The 24,433-nt window shown below is 72.7% G+C and carries 16 protein-coding genes; 3 read left to right on the forward strand and 13 right to left on the reverse strand.

All coding sequences use genetic code 11. The features are described from left to right. Nucleotides 1-86: 86 nt before the first annotated feature. Together ACFVGY_RS05750 and nrdR are read right to left on the reverse strand one after the other, a co-directional pair. A complete protein-coding gene (locus ACFVGY_RS05750; RefSeq protein WP_385671509.1) occupies nt 87-2,972 on the reverse strand; it encodes a vitamin B12-dependent ribonucleotide reductase in 2,886 nt (961 codons plus the stop codon). 176 nt (nt 2,973-3,148) lie between these two features. Continuing rightward, a complete protein-coding gene (nrdR, locus tag ACFVGY_RS05755; protein WP_385671511.1) occupies nt 3,149-3,661 on the reverse strand; it encodes a transcriptional regulator NrdR in 513 nt (170 codons plus the stop codon). Nucleotides 3,662-4,134: 473 nt separating this feature from the next. Here nrdR and lexA point away from each other — a divergent pair, with 473 nt between their 5' ends. Continuing rightward, the gene (lexA, locus tag ACFVGY_RS05760) at nt 4,135-4,926 is read left to right on the forward strand and encodes a transcriptional repressor LexA (RefSeq protein WP_360629321.1); all 792 of its coding nucleotides are present in this window, start codon (nt 4,135-4,137) and stop codon (nt 4,924-4,926) included. A gap of 192 nt (nt 4,927-5,118) precedes the next feature. Here the strand turns inward: lexA and ACFVGY_RS05765 are convergent, their stop codons facing one another. The 4 genes from ACFVGY_RS05765 to ACFVGY_RS05780 form a co-directional block, all read right to left on the reverse strand. After that, complete coding sequence (locus ACFVGY_RS05765; RefSeq protein WP_385671514.1) at nt 5,119-7,089, reverse strand: ATP-dependent DNA helicase; 1,971 nt, start codon at nt 7,087-7,089, stop codon at nt 5,119-5,121. Nucleotides 7,090-7,391: 302 nt separating this feature from the next. Further along, nucleotides 7,392-8,069 carry a GNAT family N-acetyltransferase gene (locus tag ACFVGY_RS05770; protein ID WP_385671517.1) on the reverse strand — a complete coding sequence of 226 codons (678 nt, stop codon included), beginning with the start codon at nt 8,067-8,069 and terminating at the stop codon, nt 7,392-7,394. Nucleotides 8,070-8,074: 5 nt separating this feature from the next. Next, nucleotides 8,075-9,898, reverse strand: a complete 1,824-nt coding sequence (locus tag ACFVGY_RS05775) for an IucA/IucC family protein (RefSeq protein WP_385671520.1) — start codon at nt 9,896-9,898, stop codon at nt 8,075-8,077. 1,680 nt (nt 9,899-11,578) lie between these two features. After that, nucleotides 11,579-13,132 carry an aminotransferase class III-fold pyridoxal phosphate-dependent enzyme gene (locus ACFVGY_RS05780; protein ID WP_385671523.1) on the reverse strand — a complete coding sequence of 518 codons (1,554 nt, stop codon included), beginning with the start codon at nt 13,130-13,132 and terminating at the stop codon, nt 11,579-11,581. Nucleotides 13,133-13,344: 212 nt separating this feature from the next. Here ACFVGY_RS05780 and ACFVGY_RS05785 point away from each other — a divergent pair, with 212 nt between their 5' ends. Continuing rightward, nucleotides 13,345-14,520 (forward strand): trypsin-like serine peptidase, encoded by a 1,176-nt coding sequence (locus ACFVGY_RS05785; protein ID WP_385671526.1) that lies wholly within the window; start codon nt 13,345-13,347, stop codon nt 14,518-14,520. A 163-nt stretch (nt 14,521-14,683) separates the two neighbouring features. Here ACFVGY_RS05785 and hflX read toward each other — a convergent pair whose 3' ends face one another. The 6 genes from hflX to miaA form a co-directional block, all read right to left on the reverse strand. Continuing rightward, on the reverse strand, nt 14,684-16,192 hold the full coding sequence (gene hflX / locus ACFVGY_RS05790) for a GTPase HflX (protein WP_385671529.1): 1,509 nt from the start codon (nt 16,190-16,192) through the stop codon (nt 14,684-14,686). A gap of 206 nt (nt 16,193-16,398) precedes the next feature. Next, nucleotides 16,399-17,844 carry a M1 family metallopeptidase gene (locus ACFVGY_RS05795; RefSeq protein WP_385671532.1) on the reverse strand — a complete coding sequence of 482 codons (1,446 nt, stop codon included), beginning with the start codon at nt 17,842-17,844 and terminating at the stop codon, nt 16,399-16,401. 215 nt (nt 17,845-18,059) lie between these two features. Next, entirely contained in the window at nt 18,060-20,147 is a 2,088-nt protein-coding gene (locus ACFVGY_RS05800; RefSeq protein ID WP_385671534.1) for a RelA/SpoT family protein, read from the reverse strand. A gap of 140 nt (nt 20,148-20,287) precedes the next feature. Continuing rightward, nucleotides 20,288-21,163, reverse strand: a complete 876-nt coding sequence (dapF, locus tag ACFVGY_RS05805; protein WP_385671537.1) for a diaminopimelate epimerase — start codon at nt 21,161-21,163, stop codon at nt 20,288-20,290. Between the two features lie 76 nt (nt 21,164-21,239). After that, nucleotides 21,240-21,752, reverse strand: coding sequence for a hypothetical protein (locus ACFVGY_RS05810; protein ID WP_385671577.1), 513 nt, complete (start codon nt 21,750-21,752; stop codon nt 21,240-21,242). 131 nt (nt 21,753-21,883) lie between these two features. Continuing rightward, nucleotides 21,884-22,822, reverse strand: a complete 939-nt coding sequence (gene miaA / locus ACFVGY_RS05815) for a tRNA (adenosine(37)-N6)-dimethylallyltransferase MiaA (RefSeq protein ID WP_385671540.1) — start codon at nt 22,820-22,822, stop codon at nt 21,884-21,886. A gap of 340 nt (nt 22,823-23,162) precedes the next feature. Here miaA and ACFVGY_RS05820 point away from each other — a divergent pair, with 340 nt between their 5' ends. Beyond that, on the forward strand, nt 23,163-23,408 hold the full coding sequence (locus ACFVGY_RS05820; protein WP_385671543.1) for an antitoxin: 246 nt from the start codon (nt 23,163-23,165) through the stop codon (nt 23,406-23,408). A gap of 171 nt (nt 23,409-23,579) precedes the next feature. Here ACFVGY_RS05820 and ACFVGY_RS05825 read toward each other — a convergent pair whose 3' ends face one another. After that, nucleotides 23,580-24,311: a hypothetical protein gene (locus tag ACFVGY_RS05825; protein WP_385671546.1), complete on the reverse strand. Its 732-nt coding sequence runs from the start codon at nt 24,309-24,311 to the stop codon at nt 23,580-23,582. Nucleotides 24,312-24,433 lie beyond the last annotated feature (122 nt).

Raw genomic sequence — 24,433 nt, forward strand, 5'->3', positions numbered from 1 at the left:
GGCCCCCCCGCGCTCCATCCCCCCAGCGCCCGCGGCGCGGGGCGCCCGCGTGCCCAACCCCCCCCCCCGGGCCGCGGCGCCGCGGATCAGCTGCAACCGCTGGTGGAGCCGCAGCCCTCGCAGATGTAGCAGGAGCCGGCGCGCTGCATCTTCGTACCGCAGGAGAAGCAGAGCGGGGCGTCGGCGGAGACACCGAGCTGCATTTCGACCAGCTCGGCACTGGAGTGCGCCGTCTTCGGCGCCGGGACGGTCACGGCCTGCGCCTTCGGAGCCGCCGGAACGGAGGCCAGCGGGGCGGACTGGGCCAGGGACTCCGTGTCGATCTCCTCCTCGAGGGGCTCGTACGAGCCGGTCTCCAGGTGGCGCTGGCGCTCCTCGGCGGTGTGGATGCCGAGGGCGGAGCGGGTCTCGAACGGCAGGAAGTCCAGGGCCAGGCGGCGGAAGATGTAGTCGACGATCGACTGCGCCATCCGCACGTCCGGGTCGTCCGTCATGCCGGCGGGCTCGAAGCGCATGTTGGTGAACTTCGAGACGTAGGTCTCCAGCGGGACGCCGTACTGCAGGCCGACCGAGACGGCGATGGAGAAGGCGTCCATCATGCCCGCGAGGGTGGAGCCCTGCTTGGACATCTTCAGGAAGACCTCGCCCAGGCCGTCGTCGGGGTAGGAGTTGGCGGTCATGTAGCCCTCGGCGCCACCGACCGTGAAGGAGGTGGTGATGCCCGGGCGACCCTTGGGCAGGCGCTTGCGGACCGGGCGGTACTCGATGACCTTCTCCACCGCCGCGCGGATGGTGTCCTCGGCCTTCTCGGTCACCTCGGCCTTCTCCTGCTCCTTCTTCTTGGCGGAGAGGGGCTGGCCGACCTTGCAGTTGTCGCGGTAGATCGCGAGGGCCTTGACGCCGAGCTTCCAGGCCTCGAAGTAGATCTCCTCGACCTCCTCGACGGTCGCCGTCTCCGGCATGTTGACCGTCTTGGAGATGGCGCCGGAGATCCACGGCTGGATCGCGGCCATCATGCGGACGTGGCCCATCGGGGAGATGGAACGCTCGCCCATCGCGCAGTCGAAGACCTCGTAGTGCTCGGTCTTCAGGCCGGGGGCGTCGATCACGTTGCCGTGCTCGGCGATGTGGGCGACGATCGCCTCGATCTGCTCCTCCTGGTAGCCCAGGCGGCGCAGGGCCTGCGGAACGGTGCCGTTGACGATCTGCATGGAGCCGCCGCCGACGAGCTTCTTGAACTTGACCAGGGCCAGGTCCGGCTCGACACCGGTGGTGTCGCAGGACATCGCCAGACCGATGGTGCCGGTCGGCGCGAGGACGGAGGCCTGGGAGTTGCGGAAGCCGTTCTTCTCGCCGAGGCGCAGGACGTCCTGCCATGCCTCGGTGGCCGCGGCCCAGATCGCGTTGTCCAGGTCCTCGGTGCGCGGCGCGGCGCCGTTGGCGTCCGCGTGCTGCTTCATGACGCGCTTGTGGGCGTCGGCGTTGCGGGCGTAGCCGTCGTACGGGCCGACGATGGCGGCCAGCTCGGCGGAGCGCTTGTACGCGGTGCCGGTCATCAGCGAGGTGATGGAGGCGGCGAGCGTGCGGCCGCCGTCCGAGTCATACGCATGGCCGGTCGCCATCAGCAGGGCGCCGAGGTTGGCGTAGCCGATGCCGAGCTGGCGGTAGGCGCGGGTGTTCTCCCCGATCTTCTGCGTCGGGAAGTCCGCGAAGCAGATCGAGATGTCCATCGCGGTGATGACGAGCTCGACGACCTTGGCGAAGCGCGCGGCGTCGAAGGACTGGTTGCCCTTGCCGTCGTCGTCGAGGAACTTCATCAGGTTCAGCGAGGCGAGGTTGCAGGACGTGTTGTCCAGGTGCATGTACTCGCTGCACGGGTTCGACGCGGTGATGCGGCCGGACTCGGGGCAGGTGTGCCAGCGGTTGATCACACCGTCGTACTGGATGCCCGGGTCGGCACAGGCCCACGCGGCCTCGGCCATCTTGCGGAAGAGCGCCTTGGCGTCGACCTCCTCGATGACCTCGCCGGTCATGCGGGCGCGCAGGCCGAAGGAGGTGCCGTTCTCGACGGCGGTCATGAACTCGTCGTTCACGCGGACGGAGTTGTTGGCGTTCTGGTACTGGACGGACGTGATGTCGTCGCCGCCCAGGTCCATGTCGAAGCCCGCGTCGCGCAGGGCGCGGATCTTCTCCTCCTCCTTCACCTTGGTCTCGATGAAGTCCTCGACGTCGGGGTGGTCCACGTCGAGCACGACCATCTTGGCCGCGCGGCGGGTGGCGCCGCCCGACTTGATCGTTCCGGCGGAGGCGTCGGCACCGCGCATGAAGGAGACCGGGCCGGAGGCGTTGCCACCGGAGGAGAGGAGCTCCTTGGAGGAGCGGATGCGGGAGAGGTTCAGGCCGGCGCCGGAGCCGCCCTTGAAGATCATGCCCTCTTCCTTGTACCAGTCGAGGATCGACTCCATGGAGTCGTCGACGGACAGGATGAAGCAGGCGGAGACCTGCTGCGGCTGGGGCGTGCCGACGTTGAACCACACCGGGGAGTTGAAGCTGAAGATCTGGTGCAGGAGGGCGTAGGTCAGCTCGTGCTCGAAGATCTCCGCGTCGGCGGGGGACGCGAAGTAGCCGTAGTCCTCACCGGCCTTCGTGTACGTCTTCACGATGCGGTCGATGAGCTGCTTCAGACCGGTCTCGCGCTGGGGGGTGCCGACGGCGCCGCGGAAGTACTTGCTGGTGACGATGTTGACCGCGTTCACCGACCAGAAGTCGGGGAACTCGACGCCGCGCTGCTCGAAGTTGACCGAGCCGTCGCGCCAGTTGGTCATGACGACGTCACGGAGCTCCCAGTTCACCTCGTCGTACGGGTGCACGCCCGGGGTGGTGTGGATGCGCTCGATCCGCAGGCCGCCCTTGGCGCCCTTGGTTCCCTTGGTGCGGGAACCACGTGCCGAGCTGCTCGCCGTCTCTGTCATGCCGCCTGCCTCCCATATGCGGGCAAAAACGCCCTAAAGTGCCAGCGATATTCCGCGGCACAGTGCTGTGTCTTGTTACGTTTCTTCGTTCCCGGCTACACCGGGAGTCCCCCGGCTACCACCGGGAGCAGCGCCAGGCCGAGCAGACGGGCCGCGCCGGGCGCGCGGCCGTCCGGTCAGTCGGCGGCGGAGGCGGGCACGGGGACCGGGACGGCCCCTGCGGACTCGCACTCTTCAGGGCGAGGCCGCCGGTCACGCAGTTCTGCGATGGCGGTCTCGAAGTCTTCGAGGGTGTCGAACGCTTTGTACACGGACGCGAACCGCAGGTACGCGACCAGATCGAGTTCCTGGAGCGGGCCGAGTATGGCCAGACCCACGTCGTGGGTGGTCAGCTCGGCGCTGCCGGTGGCGCGCACCGCCTCCTCGACCCGCTGGCCGAGCTTGGCGAGGGCGTCCTCGGTGACGGGCCGCCCCTGGCACGCCTTGCGCACGCCGGAGATGACCTTGGTGCGACTGAAGGGTTCGGTGACCCCGCTGCGCTTGATCACCATCAGCGAGGCCGTCTCCACCGTCGTGAAGCGACGGGAGCAGTCCGGGCACTGACGGCGTCTGCGGATCGACGTGCCGTCATCGGTGGTACGGCTGTCGACGACGCGGCTGTCGGGGTGCCTGCAGAAGGGGCAGTGCATGGGTTCCTTCACCCTCCCTTTCGGCACGACTGAATCACCCCGCCACGCCCTGGACGACAGGGACTCACCCTGTCGGGGGCTCGCGGAGCAGCCACAAGCATATGCGATTCCGAGGGCCTCGTGAGCCCACTGAAACACAAGTTATGGGTGACCTCGCTCATCCAACCACTAGATATGGGGTTGCGGCGGATGGAGCCCGCTACCGCGTGTCGCGGCCCGATGACCAGGCGGAAGGGATGCGCGGTGCCACACTGGCACGGGACCGGAAGGCGCCGATCCGCGCCGGAAGGGTACCGTAAACAGGGGATGCAGGACCGAACCCGCGTTCGGTGGATCATCCACTGCTATACACCTCTCGATGTGGCCACGGCGGGCGATCTGCGATTTTTCACTCGAACGTGTGTTTGGCGCAACCTTTCGAAAGCAACTACCGTTGTCCAGCTAGGGAGAACATTTCGAGAGGGGCCGCCGACGTGACCACGACCGCAGACAGTGCCGCCATCACTACCCAGAACCGCTCCCAGAGCCGACTCGACCCGGTGCACGCCATGAACGAAGCAAGCCTGAACCCGGACGCGGAGTCCGTCCGGCCCGCGCGCTCGCTGCCAGGGCGCCCTCCAGGCATCCGCGCCGACAGCTCCGGGCTCACGGATCGGCAGCGGAGGGTCATCGAGGTCATCCGCGACTCCGTGCAGCGCCGGGGCTACCCGCCGTCGATGCGGGAGATCGGTCAGGCGGTGGGCCTGTCGAGCACCTCGTCCGTCGCCCATCAGCTGATGGCCCTGGAGCGCAAGGGGTTCCTGCGGCGCGACCCGCACCGGCCCCGGGCCTACGAGGTCCGCGCGTCGGACCAGCCCAGCTCACAGCCCACCGACACCACCGGGAAGCCCGCCGCCTCGTACGTTCCTCTGGTGGGACGGATCGCGGCCGGCGGCCCGATCCTCGCTGAAGAGTCGGTGGAGGACGTCTTCCCGCTCCCCCGCCAGCTCGTCGGCGACGGTGAGCTCTTCGTCCTCAAGGTCGTCGGAGACTCGATGATCGAAGCCGCGATCTGCGACGGCGACTGGGTCACCGTCCGCCGCCAGCCGGTCGCCGAGAACGGTGACATCGTCGCGGCGATGCTCGACGGCGAGGCCACGGTCAAGCGGTTCAAGCGCGAGGACGGCCACGTCTGGCTGCTCCCGCACAACGCGGCGTACCAGCCGATCCCCGGCGACGAGGCCACCATCCTCGGCAAGGTCGTCGCCGTACTGCGCCGGGTCTGAGCCCGCGCCCCTGTCCAGCTCCGGGACTCACTGCGCCGGTCCCGGAGCTGTCTTGTATCCCTTGCCGGCGCAGAGCTTGCAGCCGCCGAGCTCACGGCCGTCGGCACCCGGACTCCTTCTGGTCCGGGTGCCGGCGGCTTCGTCGTGTGGGGACGCCGCTGCCACTGGCCTTGCGCGGGCCTTCCCCCGCTGTTACTTCCCGTCCGCCTTGGCGGCCGTGTCGATGGCGGCGAGGGAGCGGCGGACCTGGTTGCGGTCCGTGGTGTACCAGAAGTCCGGGAGCGAGGCCTTCAGGAAGCTCCCGTAGCGGGCCGTGGCCAGCCTGGGGTCGAGGACCGCCACCACGCCCCGGTCTCCGGACGCCCGGACGAGCCGGCCCGCGCCCTGCGCCATCAGCAGCGCGGCGTGCGTGGCGGCGACCGCCATGAATCCGTTGCCCCCGTGCTCCTCGACCGACTTCTGGCGCGCGCTCATCAGTGGGTCGTCGGGGCGCGGAAACGGGATCCTGTCCATGATCACGAGCTGACAGCTCGGTCCGGGCACGTCCACGCCCTGCCACAGCGACAGCGTCCCGAACAGGCAGGTCTTCGGGTCGGCGGCGAACGTCTTGATCAGCTCGCCCAGGGTTTCCTCGCCCTGCAGCAGGATCGGGTGGTCGAGCCGGCCGCGGAGCTCCTCGGCGGCCGCTTTGGCGCCGCGCATGGAGGAGAACAGGCCGAGGGTGCGGCCGCCGGCCGCCTCGATCAGCTCGGCGAGCTCGTCCATCATGTCGCCGCGGGTGCCCTCGCGGCCGGGCGTGGCCAGGTGCTTGGCGACGTAGAGGATGCCCTGCTTGGGGTAGTCGAACGGCGAACCGACGTCCAGACCCTTCCATAGTGGTGCGTCGTCCGCTTCCACACCCTCGGGGGACAGTCCCAGCGAGGCCGCGACCCCGTTGAAGTCCCCGCCCAGCTTGAGGGTCGCCGAGGTCAGGACCACGGAACGGTCCTCGAACAGCTTCTCCCGCAGCAGTCCGGACACCGACATCGGGGCCACACGGAGGGTGGCGCCGAAACGGTCGTGGCGCTCGTACCAGACGACGTCGTACTCGGATCCGGCGATGATCCGCTCCGCCACGGCGTGGACGTTCTCCACGGAGGCGAGTGCCTGCTTGCGTACGGCGTCCTCGTCGGCGACGGACTTGTCCCGGGTCGCACCGATCGCGGAGATCACATTGCGGGCGGCGTCCCGCAGGGCGGTCAGTGCGTACCCGAGGTCCTCCGGGATCTCCTCCAGCCGGCCGGGGAGGGCCAACTCCATGACCCGCTCGAAGGACTCCGAGGCGGTCTGCAGGGCATCGGCGGTCTTCTCGTCGACCAGCTTCGCCGCACGCTTCACGGCGCGGTTGACCTGGCCGGGGGTGAGCTCGCCGGTGGCGACCCCGGTCACGCGGGACACGAGCTCGTGCGCCTCGTCCACGATCAGCACCTCGTGCTGGGGCAGGACGGGGGCACCCTCGATCGCGTCGATGGCCAGCAGCGCGTGGTTGGTGACGACCACGTCGGCGAGCTTGGCCCGCTCCCGGGCGGCCTCGGCGAAGCACTCGGCGCCGTACGCGCACTTCGACGCGCCGAGGCACTCGCGGGAGGAGACCGAGACCTGGCTCCAGGCGCGGTCGGAGACGCCGGGTGTGAGGTCGTCGCGGTCGCCCGTCTCCGTCTCGTCGGCCCAGTCCCTCAGGCGCAGCAGGTCCTGCCCGAGCTTGCTGGTCGGGGCAGCCGCCTCGAACTGGTCGAAGAGGCCGTCCTCCTCGTCCTGCGGTGCGCCCTCGTGCAGCCGGTGCAGGCAAAGGTAGTTGGAGCGCCCCTTGAGCATGGCGAACTGCGGGCGGCGGCGCAGCTGCGGGTGCAGCGCCTCCACCGTCCGCGGCAGGTCACGCTCGACCAGCTGCCGCTGCAGCGCCAGGGTCGCCGTGGCGACGACCACGCGCTCGCCGTGCGCGAGAGCCGGTACCAGGTAGCCGAGGGACTTTCCGGTGCCGGTGCCGGCCTGGATGAGCCGGTGGGCGTTGTCGTCGATCGCTTCGGCGACGGCTTCGGCCATGGCGACCTGGCCGGGCCGCTCCGTGCCTCCGACGGCGGAGACGGCGGCGTGCAGCAGGTCGGTGAGGGAGGGCTTCGTCATAGCACCTCCCACCCTACGGGGCGCCACCGACAGTGACGGCCACAGCAGGGATGCATGGCCGAGACAAGGGTGCCCGTCGCCTCATTGTCTGGCGGCTCTGCGCAGGGCCCGGGCACGTGCGGCGAGTGCCCGCGGAGGGCCGCCTCACCCTCCCGGGTGAATCCCCGGACCTCAGGAACCTTGCTGCGCGGCGCAGAGTTCTTCGAGATGAAAGGAGTGGGGAGAAGGACCGAGGAGGGCGCGGTGGCACCAGAGGCAGAGGAGGGATGCGGCGTCGGGATTCCCCGGTGTGAGGCGGCGCATCAGATGAGGTTGCGCAGCGCCCGCTCCCGGATCATCAGGGCGGCGCGCTTGCGGGGGAGGTCGATCTCGGTGGAACAGCGGAAGCCGGAAGCCAGGAAGGCTGACACGGAGGGGGTGCTGCGGATGTCCGGTTCGGCGATGACGCGGGTGCAGCGTGGGCGGTTGTCGAGCACCAGGTCGGCGACGGCACGCAGCAGGATCGCGCCCAGGCCGCGACCGCGATTCGTGCCGTCTCCGATGAGCAGGTGGAGACCGGTGTCGTGGGGGCGCGCCCGATAGTGGCGGGCGAGCGGGTCGAGGTCGGCCCGGTAGATCTCCCAGTAGCTCATCCGAATGCCGTCGAGGTAGCCGATGCAGGGGATGCTGCTGCCGTCGCCGTCGAGCTGGGCCCGCAGGCGTGTGACGGTGACGGAGGCGGGGCCGGCGAGTTTCCAGTACGCGGCCACATCGGGGTCGTTCATCCACCGGGTAAGGAGTTCCAGGTCGCGGGCGAGGCGGACGGGTTCCAGGCGGAAGGGCCCGGCCGCGGTGGTGACGCTGCCCCATCCGGCCGGCGAGTCGAGCAGCTCGGCTTCGGCGAGCAGGGGCAGCAGCCGGGCATCGAAGCGGAAGGCGTCCGTGTGGGCGCGGGGGTGCCCCGCCGCCGGGGCGGGGGTTTCGATTTCGATGGAAGGCATCGGGCTCAATCGTGGAGGGGGTTGGTGATGGTGACGTAGACGGACTGGGGGTCGGCGGAGCCGCCGGGTTCGTCCGGGCCGTTCAGGCGGGTGAGCAGGTTCGCCTTGCAGCGCAGGGTGGGTGAGTCGAGCAGCCGCGCGGGCAGGGGGCCGAGGCTGGAGGCCTTGCCGAGGAAGCGGCGGAAGGCGGCGAGCAGGACGCGTTCGTCGGCGAGCCGCTGGGACCCGAAGGCCCCGATGAGACCGAACACGTTGTCGATGCCCAGGGAGGCGGTGAAGCGTTCGTCGGTGACGGCGTCGGAGACGAAGGTGTCGCTGGCGCTGCCGATGCCGGGCAGCCGGCGTTCGAGTTCCGCCCGGCGGGACGTGCGGAAGCAGTAGCCCTGGTCGCCGCGGTACCGGCCGCCGACGGGCCAGCCGGGCCGGTCGAGCACGACCAGTGTGTTCTGCTGGTCGGCTTCGAGGGCGATCCCGGCGAGCGCGTCGAAAGAGAGGACGGGCAGGACGACCTGGTCGAGATAGCGCAGGAACCACTCGGCGGCCACGGCGGAGATCGGCCGTCCGGTAGTGGCGGCGAGCCGGAAGACGGTCTCGGCAAGCCGTGAACGCCTCGTGGTCCGGCCCGGCCAGGGGCGGGGCGCGGTGAGGGCGGCGACGCACAGGGCGTCGTCGTGCGAGAGGAAGGGGTTGTGGCGCAGTACGACGTCGAGTCCGGGGACGGGGGTGCCGTCCGGGGCATCGACGGCGGCCCAGGCGGGGTCGCGCACGATGTCGAAGCGGGAGTGGGATGCCCTCCACTGTTCGACGAGGCCGGTCCGGAGCAGCCGGTGCATCTCGACACCGCGGTGGAGTTCCTTGCGGGGGTCTTCCCGGCGGGAGGTGGTGATGCGCAGGCCCAGGGAGAGCTTGAGCATCGCGGGGGCACCGGGGCGGTAGACGGTGCGGACGGAGGAGGCGGGATACCAGGGCTCGCCGTGCGGGCCGAGGTCGTGCAGGAGCCCGGCGTCGAGGAGGGCGGTGACGGCTGGGCGCTGGAGCAGGTCGCGGGCCTGCCAGGGGTGGACGGGAAGGGGGGTGGTGTCGTCGGGCAGCGGGAGTTCGGGGGCGAATCGGCCCAGGAGCCGGGCTGTGGTCAGGGGGCGGCCGCGTTCGGTCCAGGCGGAGTCGGTGGCGAGGGCGGCAGGGGCGACACCGAACCAGTGCAGGGGGAAGGAGGCGTGGAGTTCGGGTGAGTAGCGGCGCGTTTCGATCGCGGAGAGTCCCTCGCAGCTCTTCGGATCGGGTTGGAGGGGATGACCGAGGAGGAGGGACTGTTCGGCGGTGAGGAAGTGGTCACCGGCGATCGGGGCGGGCGGGGTGGGCCGTGCGCGCCGGTCGGCGATGAACTCGGCGGTTCGGCGCACCGAGTCGGCTACCCGGCCGGCGAGGGCGGTGCCGCCGCGGCCGAAGGGTCCGACGGGGCTGCCCTCGCGGGCGAAGAGCGAGACGAGGGTGACGGCGTCCAAGGCCGGGGCGTGGACGGGGGCGCCTTCGAGCCGGGCGGGCGCGAAGCGGTGCCAACCGGAAGGTGACCAGTGGCGGACGGCAACGAGCAGGGCGGTGCCGGACGCAGGAAGGGGGATGCGCAGCACGGTGCCGGCGGGGCCGTCGGGGCGGCCGATGCCGTTCTCGCGGACCCAACACCGCAGGAGGTTCTCCACCGTCGCCGCCTCCGCGGCGGTGGCCGGGTCGGGGTGGTCCAACAAGTCGGGCAGCATCGCGGGTTCGAGGCCGACCGGGCCCGCACAGCCCACGCGGGGGCGGAACGCGCCGTGGTTCTGGCGGGGCACCAGGGCCCCGGCAGCCGGGAGCAGCGGCGGCGCCGCCGAGTGCGACCCGGCCCCGCCCCCGTCTCCTCCCCCGGCGGGACCGGCCCCGTACGGGTGGCCCTCCGGCCGGGCAGGGCCGCCGCGGTCTTGCTGCGGGAGAGCCTGAGCAGTCGGATCCGAGGCGGTGTTCCCGGTGCCCGGCCCGGGATCGGCCGTCGCGCCGCCGACATCCCGGTCGGCCTGTGGAGCCTCGGCCGCTGCCGGGCGCTGCGGCTCGGGAGGTGCGGCAGGGTGTCCGGGCACCTGCGCACCCCCCGCGGGCGGAACCCGCTGTGCCGGGGGGCCGTCCGCGTCCGGAGCCCCGGGGCCGCCAGAGCCCTGCACGGCAGCTGGTTGCGCCGCACCAGCCGGCTCGGCCGGGGTGCCCGCGGAGCCTGCCCGCAGGTCATACCGGGCCGATTCGGAACGCCCCGGCTCCGTGGCCCGGGCCGTCGGAGCCCCGGCTCGGGGCGCGGCGGGCGCGGGGTGCCGCAGGTCGACATGCGGGACCGCCGCCGTACCCGGCTCCGGCGGCGCCTCCAGGCCCCTGCCCGGCCCGGCGCGTTCGACCGCCGACGGGGCGCTTCCCGGCCCGACGAGCCCGGCCGGGTCGCCCTGCGGGGCGCCTGCGGTCGGGTGCGCTGCTCCGGGTCCGGAACCCTGCCCGGCCGCCGGGCAGGACGGTCGGGCAGTTGGAGTGCGCTGCTCGGACTGCCCGAGGTCTCCCGCTCCAGCGGCCCCGTACGGCCGGTCCACGGGATACCCCGCGTCCCCGGCCGCGGCGCCGTGCTGGTGCGGCCCCGCCTGCTCGGCCTTCGGGCTGGGCTGCGCGACCGGCAGGTGGTGCGCAGGCCGATCGGGGGCCCCGGGAGAGGTCGGCCGGGACACCTGACCGGCTGGCGGCAGGGGCGGGGGGCCAGGCATCGGTTCCGGCCCCGCCGGCTCGGGGCTCGGGCCGGCCTGATGGGCCGCCGCAGAGGGGTGCGACGGCCCGGCGGGAGCCGCGGCAGGGATCGACCGGGCCAGCCGGCCGATGGGTGGCACAGGCACCAGCCCGGCCGTGGGCCCCGGCCCGGTCGGCTCGTCCCTGTGGCTGGGCTGTTGGGCCGTGGGCGGGTTCTGCACGATCTGCCCCGGGCCCCGTGCCGGGGTTGGCCGGGCTCGCAGGTCGGGCGGAGAGAGGGGCGGGAGGCCGGTCGTCGGCGCCCGCCCTGCCGGATCGGTCTTGGGGGCGGGGTCCTCGGCAGCGGTTGGCCGGGCCAGGTGGTCGGCGGGCCGGAGGGGAGCGGGCGGGAGGGGGGTGGGCTCGGCTGTGGGAGCCGGTCCTGCTGGATCGGACGTCGGGCCGGGCTGCTGGGCGGGGTTCTGCACGGTCTGTCCCAGGCCTGGCTGCGGGGGCTGCGGCTCGGGCGGCGGCGTCGGACCTGTGGGCACGGTCTTCGGGTTGGGCTGCTGACCGGCTGGGGGGTGGGGCACGGTCTGGGTCAGGGCTTCGGCGCGGTGCGGTCGGGGCTGCTGGTTGGCGGGGCACGGGGGTGTGGGCTCGGCCGTGGGGTCCGGGCCGGCCGGTTGGATGGAGTGTCTGGTGTTGGCAGGGAGCTCGGGGGCGGCCGGCCGGGGCGGCTGGGTGGCGGGGTCGGGCATGGGGGTCCTCGGGGTGGGTCAGTGGGGGCGGCGGGCTGCGGCGGCGGGGATCGCGTCGGCGAGGCGGTCGAGGACGGCCCCGGCCTGCTCGTCGGTGAGGGTCAGCGGGGGCAGGAGGCGTACGACGCTGGAGTGGCGGCCGGCGAGGTCGACGATCAGGCCCCGCCTGAGGCACTCCTGCCGGACGGCCGCTGCGAGGTCGGGGGCGGCGGCCCGGGTCTCGGGGTCGACGAGCTCGACGCCGATCATCAGGCCCCGGCCGCGGACGTCCCCGATGCAGGGGTGGTCTCCGGTCAGGCCGTGCAGGGCGGTGAGCATCCGCGCTCCCAGCGCGCCGGCCCGCTCGGCGAGACGGTGCTCCCGTACGAAGGCCAGGGTGGCGGTGCCGGCGGCCATGGCCAGCTGGTTGCCGCGGAAGGTGCCGGCCTGGGCGCCGGGGGCCCAGGCGTCCAGGCCGGAGCGGTAGACGACCACCGCCAACGGGAGGCTGCCGCCGATCGCCTTGGACATGACCATCACGTCCGGGACCACCCCCGCGTGGTCGACTCCCCAGAAGGCCCCGGTCCGGCCGACGCCGGTCTGTACCTCGTCCGCGATCAGCGGGATCCCGCGCACCTCGGTGATCTCGCGCATGCGGCGCAGCCAGGGGTCCGGGGCGGGCAGGACTCCGCCCTCGCCCTGCACCGGCTCGACGAGCATCCCGGCCGGGGCCGGCACCCCGCCTTGGGGATCGTCCAGGAGGCTCTCGGTCCAGCGGGCGCCGAGCCGGGCTCCCTCGGCGCCTCCGACGCCGAACGGGCAACGGAGGTCGTGCGGGTACGGCAGCCGGGTCACCCGTACGTCGGGCGCCACGTCGTGGCCTGCCCCGGTGAACGCGAGCAGCCCGGAGCGCCCGGTCGCGGCCCGGACCAGTTTCAGTGCGGCCTCGACCGCGTCCGCCGCGGTGGGTCCGCAGAACTGGATGCGGGCGTCGGCGGCCAGTTCGCCGGGGAGGGTGGCGAACAGCTCGGTGGTGAAGGCGTCCTTGACCGGAGTCGCCAGGTCCAGGACGTGCAGGGGGGCACCGGAGTCGAGGACACCGCGGACGGCTTCGAGCACCACCGGGTGGTTGTGGCCCAGGGGCAGGCTGCCCGCGCCGGAGAGGCAGTCGAGGTAGCGGCGTCCGTCGGCGCCTTCGATGGTGAGGCCGCGGGCGCGGACCGGAACGATCGGCAGGGAGTGTGCGTACGTGCGTGCGGCCGACTCCCGCACCGCATGGCGCCGCAGGATGCCCTCCGCCGCCTCCGCACCACCACCGCCCGCACCCCCGGGGCCCGCACCCCCGGAGCCCGCGCTCCCGGAGCCGGCGCAGGGGCCCGCACCCCCGCGGCCCGCGCGCTCCGGCGCCGCTCGGCTCCCCTGCACCGGGACCTGTACCGGGGTCCCGCCGGGCTGCGGCGTCAAGGGCGCGCGGCCGGCCGGCACCGACCCGTCGCCCGACGCCACGTCATGCTCGGTCAACGCCACGAGTGTCGGACCTCCCGCACGGACTGCTCTACCGGTTGCGCCTCGAACACGAACGCGGCGCCCCATCCCCCGTACGTACCAACGACGGTGACGGCGGCTGAACACGGGCGACCACAAGATCCTTGTGTTGTGGCGCGCCAGCGGGCGCCATCCGGGAACCGCGGGCCCCGGCTGTGCCGTCCCCAACAGCAGCGGCATAGTGGGGTGCTGCACTTTCGGCGGCCCGCACCCCACCGCGGCCGCCTCCCACGCCCGGAACCACCAGGGGGATTGACGACATGCGACCGAACCGACCGGTCACCGCGATTCTGTGCGCGGCGGCACTTGCGATGACCGCCGCCGCCTGCGGACCCGGCGACGGGGAGGCCGGCGGAGACGCCAAGCCGACCGTGGCGGCGAGCGTCCCGGCAGGAACCGAGGGGATCAAGATCCCTGACCAGCTCAAGGACAAGCTCAAGGAGCACGGCATCGACCTGGAGAAGTGGCGGGGAGGTGAGTGGAAGAACTGGAACAAGGACGACTGGCTCCGCGAGGCCGGCGACTACATCAACCCGGTCATCGAGGGCCTGTGGGACCCGGACCGCATGCGCGAGGCCGCCAAGGTCCCGCAGCCGCCGGCCATCGACCCGGACGCCGGCAAGGACCAGGGCGTCACCGACCCCACCCCGGCGCCGATTGCGGCGAAGCCGGCCGCCACGCCGTACCACTCGAGCGTCCCGTACTCCGGCAAGGTCTTCTTCGACGGGCCCGAAGGCTCGATGGTGTGCTCGGCGACCGTCGTCAAGGACCCGGCCCACCCGGGCAAGTCGAACATGGTGTGGACCGCCGGACACTGCGTCCACGCGGGCAAGGCGGGCGGCTGGTACCGCAACATCGCCTTCGTCCCGTCGTACAACAACGCGGGCAAGCCGTCGGCGCAGCTCAAGGGCGCCCCGCGGCAGGAGGTGGCCCCGTACGGCGTGTGGTGGAGCGACTGGGCGCAGACCTCGGACCAGTGGATCAAGCAGGGTGGTCCGACGGGCGGCGCGGGCGCCCCGTACGACTTCGCGGTGCTGCACGTGACCCCGGAGAAGAGCTCGGGCAAGTCGCTGGAGGAGACGGTCGGCGGGGCGCTCCCGGTGGAGTTCAACGCTCCGGCGGTGCCGAAGGTGGCGGGCATGACCGCGACGGGCTACCCGGCGGCGGCCCCGTTCGACGGTCAGAAGGCCTACCAGTGCACGGACAAGCCGGGCCGGCTGTCGCTGAAGGCGAACGAGCCGGTGATGTACCGCATCGGCTGCACGATGACGGGCGGTGCCTCCGGCGGCGGCTGGGTCGCGACGGGCAGTGACGGCAAGCCGGTCCTGATCTCGAACACCTCGATCGGCCCCGCCAAGGCGGGCTGGCTGGCGGGGCCGCGACTCGGCCCCGAGGCCAAGGGGATCTTCGACGCGGTGAGCGCCAAGTTCAAGTGAGCCCCGCGTCCCGGTGACGCACGCACGGCCGAGGCCCCCTGCACGATTTCGTGCAGGGGGCCTCGGTCTTCAGCCCGCGTCTTCCGTTCGCGTAGTCCGCGTCTTCAGTTCGCGTCTTCAGTCCGCGTCTTCAGTCCGCGTCTTCAGTCCACGTACGCGCCGGTCACCGGCTCGCGGGGACGAACGGGGAGAGCTCCGCCGCCAGTTGCTCGTGGACGCGCACCTTGATGACGGTGCCCTCCGGGGTGTGCTCCTCGGAGATCACCTCGCCCTCGGCGTGCGCCTTGGCGATCAGCGAACCGTGCGTGTACGGCACCAGGGCCTCCACCTCCACCGCGGGCCGCGGCAGTTCGGCGTCGATGAGCCGCAGGAGCTCTTCGATGCCGTGTCCGGTGCGGGCCGAGACGGCGATGGAATGCCGCTCGATGCGCAGCAGCCGCTGCAGGACCAGCGGGTCCGCGGCATCGGCCTTGTTGATCACCACGATCTCGGGCACGTCGGTCGCGCCGACCTCGCGGATCACCTCACGTACGGCCGCCAGCTGCTCCTCCGGGGCCGGGTGCGAGCCGTCCACGATGTGCAGGATGAGGTCGGAGTCGCCGACCTCCTCCATCGTGGAGCGGAACGCCTCGACCAGGTGGTGGGGCAGGTGCCGGACGAAGCCGACCGTGTCGGCCAGGGTGTAGACCCGGCCGCTCGGCGTCTCGGCCCGGCGCACGGTCGGGTCGAGGGTGGCGAACAGGGCGTTCTCCACGAGCACGCCCGCGCCGGTGAGACGGTTGAGCAGCGAGGACTTGCCGGCGTTGGTGTAGCCGGCGATGGCGACGGCGGGCACCTTGTTGCGGCGCCGCTCCTGCCGCTTGATGTCGCGACCGGTCTTCATCTCCGCGATCTCCCGGCGCATCTTCGCCATCTTCTCGCGGATCCGTCGCCGGTCCGTCTCGATCTTGGTCTCACCTGGGCCGCGGGTGGCCATGCCGCCACCGCCGCCGCCGCCCATCTGCCGGGACAGCGACTGACCCCAACCGCGCAGGCGCGGAAGCATGTACTGCATCTGCGCGAGGGCGACCTGCGCCTTGCCCTCTCGGGACTTGGCGTGCTGGGCGAAGATGTCGAGGATCAGGGCCGTCCGGTCGACGACCTTGACCTTGACGACGTCTTCGAGGGCGATGAGCTGGCCGGGGCTGAGCTCACCGTCGCAGACGACGGTGTCGGCACCGCTCTCCAGCACGATGTCGCGCAGCTCCTGGGCCTTGCCCGAGCCGATGAAGGTGGCCGGGTCCGGCTTGTCGCGGCGCTGCATCACGCCGTCGAGCACGAGGGCGCCGGCGGTCTCGGCGAGGGCGGCGAGCTCCGCGAGGGAGTTCTCGGCGTCCTGCACCGTGCCGGAGGTCCACACGCCGACGAGCACGACGCGCTCCAGGCGCAGCTGTCGGTACTCGACCTCGGTGACGTCTTCGAGCTCGGTGGAGAGGCCGGCGACGCGGCGCAGTGCGGCGCGCTCGGAGCGGTCGAACTGGTCGCCGTCGCGGTCTCCGTCGATCTCGTGGCTCCAGGCGACGTCCTCTTCCATCAGGGCGTCGGCCCGAAGGCCCTCGGTGAAGCTCTGCTGGGCGCGCACGTCGTCCTGTGCGTCCCGCGCGTCCTGGGAAGGGGAAGAAGAGGAGGTCATGGGATCCTTACGTCGGTGTCGAATGGCCCGCATCGGGTGGCCGCGGACCGCAGGACCGGCGGCCGGGGGCGTCACTCCTGGCCACAGCTCCGCTGACCGCGTTCGCCACAGGCGACACAGTACTGTCACGGTCAACGGGTCACGTCACCGGAAGATTCCCTCCGGCGAGCGGCCCTGTCGATGGTGACATGCCCGTTCCCGCCGGGTCACACGCTTTTCGGGCCGCCCCATTCCGGATGTCCGGGCATCGCGGGGGTCGTCTTCCCGTACAGCCACGGCTCCAGGAAGGGCTTCAGGTCCCGTCCGGCGACGTCGGAGGCCATGCGGACGAAGTCCTGGGTGCCGGCGACGGAGTCCCGGTGCTCGGTGACCCAGCGCCGCTCCAGCCGGTCGAAGGCGGCGGCGCCGATCTCCTGCCGCAGGGCGTACAGGATCAGGGCGGCACCGTCGTAGACCGCGGGCCGGAAGAGTCCGATCTTCTCACCGGGGGCGGCAGGCTTCGGTGCCGCCGGGGGCCCGCCGGCCGCGCGCCACTGGTCGGAGCGCTGGTACGCCTCGCGCATGCGCCGTTCCAGGGAGTACGTGCCGAGGCCGTCGGCGTACAGGGCCTCGTACCAGGTGGCGTGTCCCTCGTTGAGCCACAGGTCGGACCAGGTGCGCGGGGTGACGCTGTTGCCGAACCACTGGTGGGCGAGCTCGTGGACCATGACGGCCTCGACGTACCACTCGGGGTAGCCCTCGCCGGAGAAGATGCCGCTCTCGAAGAGCGAGAGGGTCTGCGTCTCCAGCTCGAAGCCGGTCCTGGCCCTGGCGATCAGCACCCCGTAGGTCTCGAAGGGGTAGCGTCCGACCCGCTTCTCCATCCACTCGATGTGTCCCGGGGTCTTCTTCAGCCAGGGCTCGAGCCGCTCGCGGTCGGCGGCCGGGACGACATCGCGCAGGGGCAGCCCGTGCGGTCCGGTGCGGTGCACGACGGCCGAGTCGCCGATGGATACCTGTGCGAGCTCGGTGGCCATGGGGTGCAGGGTGCGGTACCTCCACGTGGTCGCGCCCGTCGCCGTACGGGCCGGAAGGGCGCCCGGCAGGCCGTTGGCGACGGCGGTGAGTCCAGCGGGGGCGGTGATCCGGAAGGTGAAGTACGCCTTGTCGGCGGGGTGGTCGTTGCACGGGAAGACGCGGTGGGCGGCGTCGGCCTGGTTGGCCATGGCGAGGCCGTCCTCGGTGGGCACCCAGCCGCCGTCGGCGATGCCGCGCGGGTCGCTGGTGTGCTTGATCGTGATGCGCAGCGGGCTGCCCGGGGTCACCGGGGCGGCGGGGGTGAGCACGAGGTCCTCGCCGGCGTTCTCGAAGCGCGCCGGCTGCCCGTTGACCTCGGCGGAGGCGACGGTGCCGTGGGTGAAGTCGAGGTTGATCCGCTCCAGCGGCTCCTGGGCGCGCGCGTCGATCTGGGTGACCGCGTCGAGGGGGGTCGTGTTGTCCCGGTAGGTGAGGGACAGGTCGTACGCGAGGACGTCGTACCCGGGGTTGCCCAGCTGCGGGAAGAGCGTGTCGCCGATGCCGAGCGGCGTCGGCGGGGGCAGCACGGCGGCGGTGAGGGTGAGGGAGGCCGCGGCGAGCAGGGCGGCGCGCAGGCGCGGGGAGGTGAGCTGCATCCCCCACCGCATACCAGCGCCCGCCGGGTGCCCGGGTACGGCGCGCAACGGGTCCACCCGAACGGGACCTTCCGGCGCCGGCCCGGCCGCCGAGCGGCAGATCCCCCGCCGGCGCCCCTTTCCCGCGGCCCCGTCCCGCGACCCCCTTCCCGCGGCGGCCCCGTCCCGGCGGGCTCACCCCCGCCCGGCCCCCCCCCCGGGGGCCGGCCCCCGTCCTATGCCCGGTCCACGTCGTAGACCCCGGGCACGTCCCGCATCGCCCGCATCAGCGCCGGCAGGACAGACGCGTCCGGAAGCTGGAGGGTGTAGGTGTGCCGGACCCGCTGTTCGACGGGCGGTTCCACGGTCGCCGAGACGACCTCGACCCCCTGACGGGCGATGGCCTCGGTCAGGTCGGCCAGCAGGTGCGGGCGGCCGAACGATTCCGCGGTCAGGGTGACCCGGCAGTCCGCGGTGGCCCGCCAGTGCACGGCGACGGAGGTGCGCCCCAGCGAGCGCATCTGGGCGACGGCGGCGCACTCGACGCGGTGGACGGTGACGGCCCCGCCCCGGACCACGAACCCGGCGACCTCGTCCGGCGGCACCGGCGTGCAGCAGCCGGCCAGCCGCACCGTGGCGTCGGGCAGGTCGGCCACGGCGTTGCCGCCGCCACCGCGGGCCCCGACCACCGACAGCGGGGCCCGGGCGGGCGTGGTGGTGGGGGTGGCCCCGTCGGGGTGGTCCCGGAGCCAGCTGCTGATGGCGATCCGGGCGGCCTGGGTCTCGGCGTGCTCCAACCATTCGGCGGCGGGCCCGGAGGAGGAGTCCTGGGCGAGCAGCGGCTGCACGGTGTCCCCGTCGGACAGCCGGGTGCCCAGGGAGGCGAGGCGCCCGTTGACCCGGGCGCCGATACAGCCGTGGGCGGTCTCCCCGTACTGGGCGTAGGCGGCGTCGATGCAGGTGGCCCCGGCGGGCAGGCCGAGCGTGCCCCCGTCGGCGCGGAAGACGGTGATCTCCCGGTCCTGGGCGAGCTCGGCACGCAGCCCGCTCCAGAAGGCGTCGGGGTCGGGTGCGGAGCGCTGCCAGTCGAGCAGCCGCGCCAGCCAGCCGGGCCGGGTCGGGTCGACGCGCTCCTCGTCGCCGTCCGCCGCAGCGGCGGCCGAAGGGGCGGGGGCGGTGTACGGGTTGCCGAGCGCGATCACACCGGCTTCGGCGACGCGGTGCATCTGCCGGGTGCGGACGATGACCTCGGCGACGTACCCGTCGGGGGTGGCGACGGCGGTGTGCAGGGACTGGTAGAGGTTGAACTTCGGGGCGGCGATGAAGTCCTTGAACTCCGACACGACCGGGGTGAAGCAGGTGTGCAGCTCGCCCAGCACCCCGTAGCAGTCGGCGTTCTCCCCGACGAGGACGAGGATGCGGCCGAAGTCGGATCCGCGCAGCTCGCCGCGTTTGAGGGCGACGCGGTGCACGGAGACGAAGTGCCGGGGCCGTACCTGGACCTCGGCGGCGATGCCGGCGTCGCGCAGGACGGCCCGTACGGAGTCGGCGATGCCGGGCAGCGGGTCGGCCTCTCCGGCGTGGGCCGCGATGAGGGCGCGGGTGCGCTCGTACTCCTCGGGGTGCAGGATCGCGAAGACGAGGTCTTCCAGTTCGGTCTTCAGCGCCTGCACGCCGAGCCGTTCGGCGAGCGGGATGAGCACGTCCCGGGTGACCTTGGCGATGCGGGCCTGTTTTTCGGGGCGCATCACGCCGAGGGTGCGCATGTTGTGGAGCCGGTCGGCGAGTTTGATGGACATGACGCGGACGTCGTTGCCGGTGGCGACGAGCATCTTGCGGAAGGTCTCGGGCTCGGCGGCCGCCCCGTAGTCGATCTTCTCGACCTTGGTGACGCCGTCGACGATGAAGCAGACCTCGTCCCCGAACTCGGCGCGGACCTGATCGAGGGTCACGTCGGTGTCCTCGACGGTGTCGTGGAGGAGGGAGGCCGTCAACGTGGTGGTCTCGGCCCCGAGTTCGGCGAGGATCAGGGTGACGGCGAGCGGGTGTGTGATGTACGGCTCACCGCTCTTGCGCATCTGGCCGCGGTGCGAGGACTCCGCGAGCACGTACGCGCGGCGCAGGATGGACAGGTCCGCGTCGGGATGGTGGGCGCGGTGCGCCTCGGCCACATGGCCGATGGCATCGGGCAGCCGGTCCCGGGGCGTGGGCCCGAGGAGGGCCGCGCGCCCGAGTCGGCGCAGGTCAATGCGGGTCCGGCCCCGTCTGCGGAGCTCGGGGCGCACTTCGGGTCGTGCTTCGGGGTTCGTGGCCTCTGCACTCATGGGCACCTCCGGCGGCTTCGACCGGCTGCGGCGGGCATGGGGTGAGCCCTCAGGGCCGGTGTCTGATGCTACCGGCCCCACCACGTGGCGCAGTCCGCCTCTCGCTGAGCGTGAAACGGATCACCCAGGAGAGGGAATCTTCAGGCGAAGACCGTTTCGGTCAGCCAGGAGGGGTCGAGCTCCCCCGCTGCCACGATCACGGCAGGTCCGGTCATGTCGATCCGGCCGTCGGGGTGTTCGGTGATGAGCAGGGTGCCGCCGAGGAGGTCGACCGTGTACGTGACGGGCTGCCCGGTGACGGCGGGGTCGGCGCCGTCGCGGCGGATGGCGGCCACGGCGACGGCGCAGGCGCCGGTGCCGCAGGAGCGGGTCTCGCCGGAGCCGCGCTCGTGGACGCGCATGGCGACGTGCCGGGGGCCGCGGTCGATGACGAACTCCACGTTGACGCCGGCCGGGTAGACCTCGGCGGGGCTGTACTGGGGCGCGTCGAGCAGCTTTCCGGCGTGGTCGAGGCTGTCGACGAAGGCGACGGCGTGCGGGTTGCCCATGTTCACGTTGCGTGCGGGCCAGGCGCGGTCGCCGACGACGACGGTGACCTGCTCCTCCGGGAGGGCTGCGCGGCCCATGGAGACCGTGACGTCGCCGGTCTTGTCGAGGTGCACCTGCTTGACGCCGCCGCGGGTGGCGACGGCGAGGTCCCCGGCCTCGACGTGTCCGGCGTACTGGAGGTAGCGGGCGAAGACGCGGAGGCCGTTGCCGCACATCTCGGCGACGGAGCCGTCGCTGTTGCGGTAGTCCATGAACCACTCGGCCTCGTCGGCCATGTGCGCGGCCTCGGGGTGGGCGGCGGACCGGACGACGTGCAGCACTCCGTCCGCGCCGATGCCGGCGCGCCGGTCGCACAACCGGACGACGGCGTGGGCGGGCAGGTCGACGGCGTTGTCCGGGTCCGGGACGATCACGAAGTCGTTCTCGGTGCCGTGGCCCTTGAGGAAGGAGAGGCTGGTCTGCGTCACGGGCCCATCGTACCGAGAGGCGGTTCCGCCAGGTCGGCGGGCACGGCCGCCGAAGCGGGCACGGCGGGGCCGGGTGCTACCGGAGGCGGGCCACCCGGTAGACCGCGAGGCCTACGACGGCCAGCACGACCAGGGCGTACAGCGCGGCCATGCGCCAGTCGGGGCGGCGGCCGCTGCCCCGGGGCGGGAGCCCGGGCCAGGTGTAGCCGACGCGGCGCGCGGCCATCATGCCCCAGCCCCCCGCGCAGCAGCTGATCAGGAAGCCGAGCATGGCGACCACGGCTCCGCCGTCGCCGAACTCGAAGGCCAGGGGGAAGGCGAACATCAAGGAGCCGGCAGCGGCCAGCATCACGATGGGAGCGATCTGCCAGATGCGCAACCGGCGCTGCGGGCGCAGCTCGACCTCGAACTCGGGGCCTCCCGCGTCCTCGCCCTCGCCGGAGCCTGCGGCGTCCGGGCCGTCGGAGGTCAGCCGGGCAGGGTCAGCGGGCAGCCCGAGCTCTTCGGGGACGGCGGGATCGCCGAGGACCGCCGGGTCCGTCGTTCCCCGCGTCCCGTCCCGCCCGGTGTCACGAGGGCCGGCCTCCATCGCCACGCGCCCTCCCCACTCGGACTTCGCATGCTGCCGTTCACCGCCGGTGACCACACCCGCGGAATTTGATGATGGCACGGTCCGGGGCCCCGAACGCGCGCGCGGGGCGTCCCGATGCCATCACGTGATCAGGCTGTAACCGCTCGTTCGACCAACGACTGCGCGAGTCCGGGGAGTTCCCGGCGGTCCGCGGCGGCTCCGCTGAGCCAGTGCACGCGGGGGTCGCGGCGGAACCAGGAGTCCTGGCGGCGGGCGAACCGCTTGGTGGCCCGGACCGTCTCGGCCCTGGCCTCGTCCTCGGTGCACTCGCCGGCCAGGGCGGCCAGCACCTGCTGGTAGCCGAGCGCCCTGGAGGCGGTGATTCCGTCGCGCAGGCCGCGGGACTCCAGGGCCCGGACCTCGTCGACGAGCCCGTCCTCCCACATCCGGTCCACGCGCCGCGCGATCCGCTCGTCGAGCTCAGGGCGGTCCACGTCGACGCCGATCTGGACGGTGTCGTAGACGGACTCGTGGCCGGGCAGGTTGGCGGTGAACGGCTTCCCGGTGATCTCGATGACCTCGAGGGCGCGGACGATGCGGCGGCCGTTGCTGGGCAGGATCGCCTGCGCCGCGGCCGGGTCGGCCGCGGCGAGCCGGGCATGCAGGACGCCGGAGCCGCGCTCGGCGAGCTCCTCCTCCAGCCGGGCGCGGACGTCGGGGTCGGTGCCGGGGAACTCCATGGCGTCGAGGGCGCCGCGGACGTACAGCCCGGATCCGCCGACGAGGACGGGCGTACGGCCCTGGTCGAGCAGCCTGTCGATCTCGGCGCGGGCCAGGCGCTGGTACTCGGCGACGCTGGCCGTCTCGGTCACGTCCCAGATATCGAGGAGGTGGTGCGGGACCCCGCCGCGCTCTTCTTCCGTCAGTTTGGCGGTGCCGATGTCCATCCCGCGGTAGAGCTGCATGGAGTCGGCGTTGACCACCTCGCCGTCGAAATGGCGGGCCAGGGCCACGCCCAGGTCGGACTTTCCGGCTGCGGTGGGGCCGACGACGGCGATGACCCGCGGGGCGGGGGCTGCTTTGCTCACCGCCCCAGTCTCGCAAACCATCCGGCATGCACCCGATCGAGTTACGTGACGGTGCGAGGGCGCGATCGTTCCACTGACGTGGTTCCGCCGGGCGCACGCCCGGCGCCGGCGCGGTCGGGCCGGGCGGAACTTCACCCGCACGAGTAACGTGAGGGGCAGTAGGGATGGGCGTTTTTGATCGGTTTTTCGTCGCAAGGGCGACGTGGCGGCCGATGACGTCGCGATGGAGGACGTGACGACGGAGTCCGCGCGGATTCCAGCAGCAGTCGGCGCAGGCCGCGGCGGACAGCGAAGCCGGCGAGGGCGCCCGCACGTAGCCATCGGCACGGGAAGGTGACCCATGGGCCTGCTGGACACACTGAAGGCCAAGCTCGCTCCGGCGAAGGAGAAGGTCGGCGACCTCGCGCACAGGAACGAGGGCAGAATCGGCGAGGGTCTGGACAAGGTCGCGAAGGCCGTTGACTCCAAGACGCACGGCAAGTACCGCGGCAAGATCACGTCCGGCACGGGCAAGGCGAAGGAAGCCCTGGGCAAGATCGCGCACAAGGACGCACCCGACGGGCCGACGCCGCCGGCCGCCTCCTGACCCGCGGTCCGGGAGGGACGCGGGGCCGACGGGCTCCACGTCCCTCCCCCGTTTCCGTTCCCGGGGCAGGGGCCTCGGCCGGTCAGGCGTCAGGCCGGTCAGGTCGGTCGGGTCGGTCAGGACGATCAGGACGGTCAGGACCAGGCGGGCCAGTCAGGCCGTTCGGAACGGTCAGGACCAGGCGGCGACGAAGTAGCCGACGCCGTAGGGGGCGTCCTCGTAGAGCAGCCGTCCGCCCAGGCCGGCGCCCTCGGCGGCGCCGGCCAGCACCTGCCAGGGGGCCCGGCCGGCGGCGAGGAGCTCGCGGGCGAGGCCTGCGTCGAGGGCGGCGAGCGCGGCGGTGTCGGCGTCGGCGAGGGCGCGGGCGGCGGCGGCGTCGAAGGGGGCGGCGCGCTCGTCCAGGTAGCCGGGCGCCTTCACGGTCCGGCAGGCACTGCCGTCGCCCATGACCAGGAGGGCGACGCGTCCGGCGCGCGCGGCGAGTTCACGGCCCGCCGCGAGGCAGCGGTCGGTGCCGAGCGCCTCGGGTACCGCGAGCGCCTCCAGGGGTGCGGCGCCCCAGCGGGCGTGGTCGAGGAGCCAGGCCCCGACGGCCAGCGACGCGGGCAGCGGGCGCGCGCCCGTACCTCCGTCCCCGTCCCCGGCGCTGTCACCGTCTCCGAGGCGTACGTCGACCGCGACGCCGAAGCGGCGGAAGCTGCCGCCGGCGCCCTGCGGGTAGGGCCCGGATTCGCCCTCCTCGGCGGCGCCCACCACGACGAGCAGGTCGGGGCGGGAGGCGGCGAGCACCGCGAGGGCGTCGGAGCAGGCGGTACGGGCGTCGCCCAGTTCGGTGGCGGCCCCCGCGGCCACTTCGGGCACGAGGAGCGGCGGGGCGGGGCAGACGGCGGCGGCTACGAGCATGATCCGCAGCCTAGCCGCCGGTACCGCCCCCGGGGGGCCGCGGGCGCGGGCTCATGGGCGGGTCGGTTCCGCCGGCGCCGGGCCGGCCCGGGCCCCCGGCGCGCCCGCCCCCCCCCCCCCCC

Source organism: Streptomyces sp. NPDC127106 (assembly GCF_042677605.1).
Classification (GTDB): domain Bacteria; phylum Actinomycetota; class Actinomycetes; order Streptomycetales; family Streptomycetaceae; genus Streptomyces.

What these genes read in the sequence shown, in the direction of transcription:
- ACFVGY_RS05765 (WP_385671514.1), bottom strand. Translation starts at nt 7,089, where the DNA reads ATGACGAAGCCCTCCCTCACCGACCTGCTGCACGCCGCCGTCTCCGCC.
- nrdR (WP_385671511.1), bottom strand. Translation starts at nt 3,661, where the DNA reads ATGCACTGCCCCTTCTGCAGGCACCCCGACAGCCGCGTCGTCGACAGC.
- ACFVGY_RS05825 (WP_385671546.1), bottom strand. Translation starts at nt 24,311, where the DNA reads ATGCTCGTAGCCGCCGCCGTCTGCCCCGCCCCGCCGCTCCTCGTGCCC.
- ACFVGY_RS05770 (WP_385671517.1), bottom strand. Translation starts at nt 8,069, where the DNA reads ATGCCTTCCATCGAAATCGAAACCCCCGCCCCGGCGGCGGGGCACCCC.
- ACFVGY_RS05800 (WP_385671534.1), bottom strand. Translation starts at nt 20,147, where the DNA reads ATGAGTGCAGAGGCCACGAACCCCGAAGCACGACCCGAAGTGCGCCCC.
- ACFVGY_RS05820 (WP_385671543.1), top strand. Translation starts at nt 23,163, where the DNA reads ATGGGCCTGCTGGACACACTGAAGGCCAAGCTCGCTCCGGCGAAGGAG.
- ACFVGY_RS05810 (WP_385671577.1), bottom strand. Translation starts at nt 21,752, where the DNA reads ATGGAGGCCGGCCCTCGTGACACCGGGCGGGACGGGACGCGGGGAACG.
- ACFVGY_RS05795 (WP_385671532.1), bottom strand. Translation starts at nt 17,844, where the DNA reads ATGCAGCTCACCTCCCCGCGCCTGCGCGCCGCCCTGCTCGCCGCGGCC.
- hflX (WP_385671529.1), bottom strand. Translation starts at nt 16,192, where the DNA reads ATGACCTCCTCTTCTTCCCCTTCCCAGGACGCGCGGGACGCACAGGAC.
- ACFVGY_RS05780 (WP_385671523.1), bottom strand. Translation starts at nt 13,132, where the DNA reads ATGGGGCGCCGCGTTCGTGTTCGAGGCGCAACCGGTAGAGCAGTCCGT.
- ACFVGY_RS05750 (WP_385671509.1), bottom strand. Translation starts at nt 2,972, where the DNA reads ATGACAGAGACGGCGAGCAGCTCGGCACGTGGTTCCCGCACCAAGGGA.
- ACFVGY_RS05785 (WP_385671526.1), top strand. Translation starts at nt 13,345, where the DNA reads ATGCGACCGAACCGACCGGTCACCGCGATTCTGTGCGCGGCGGCACTT.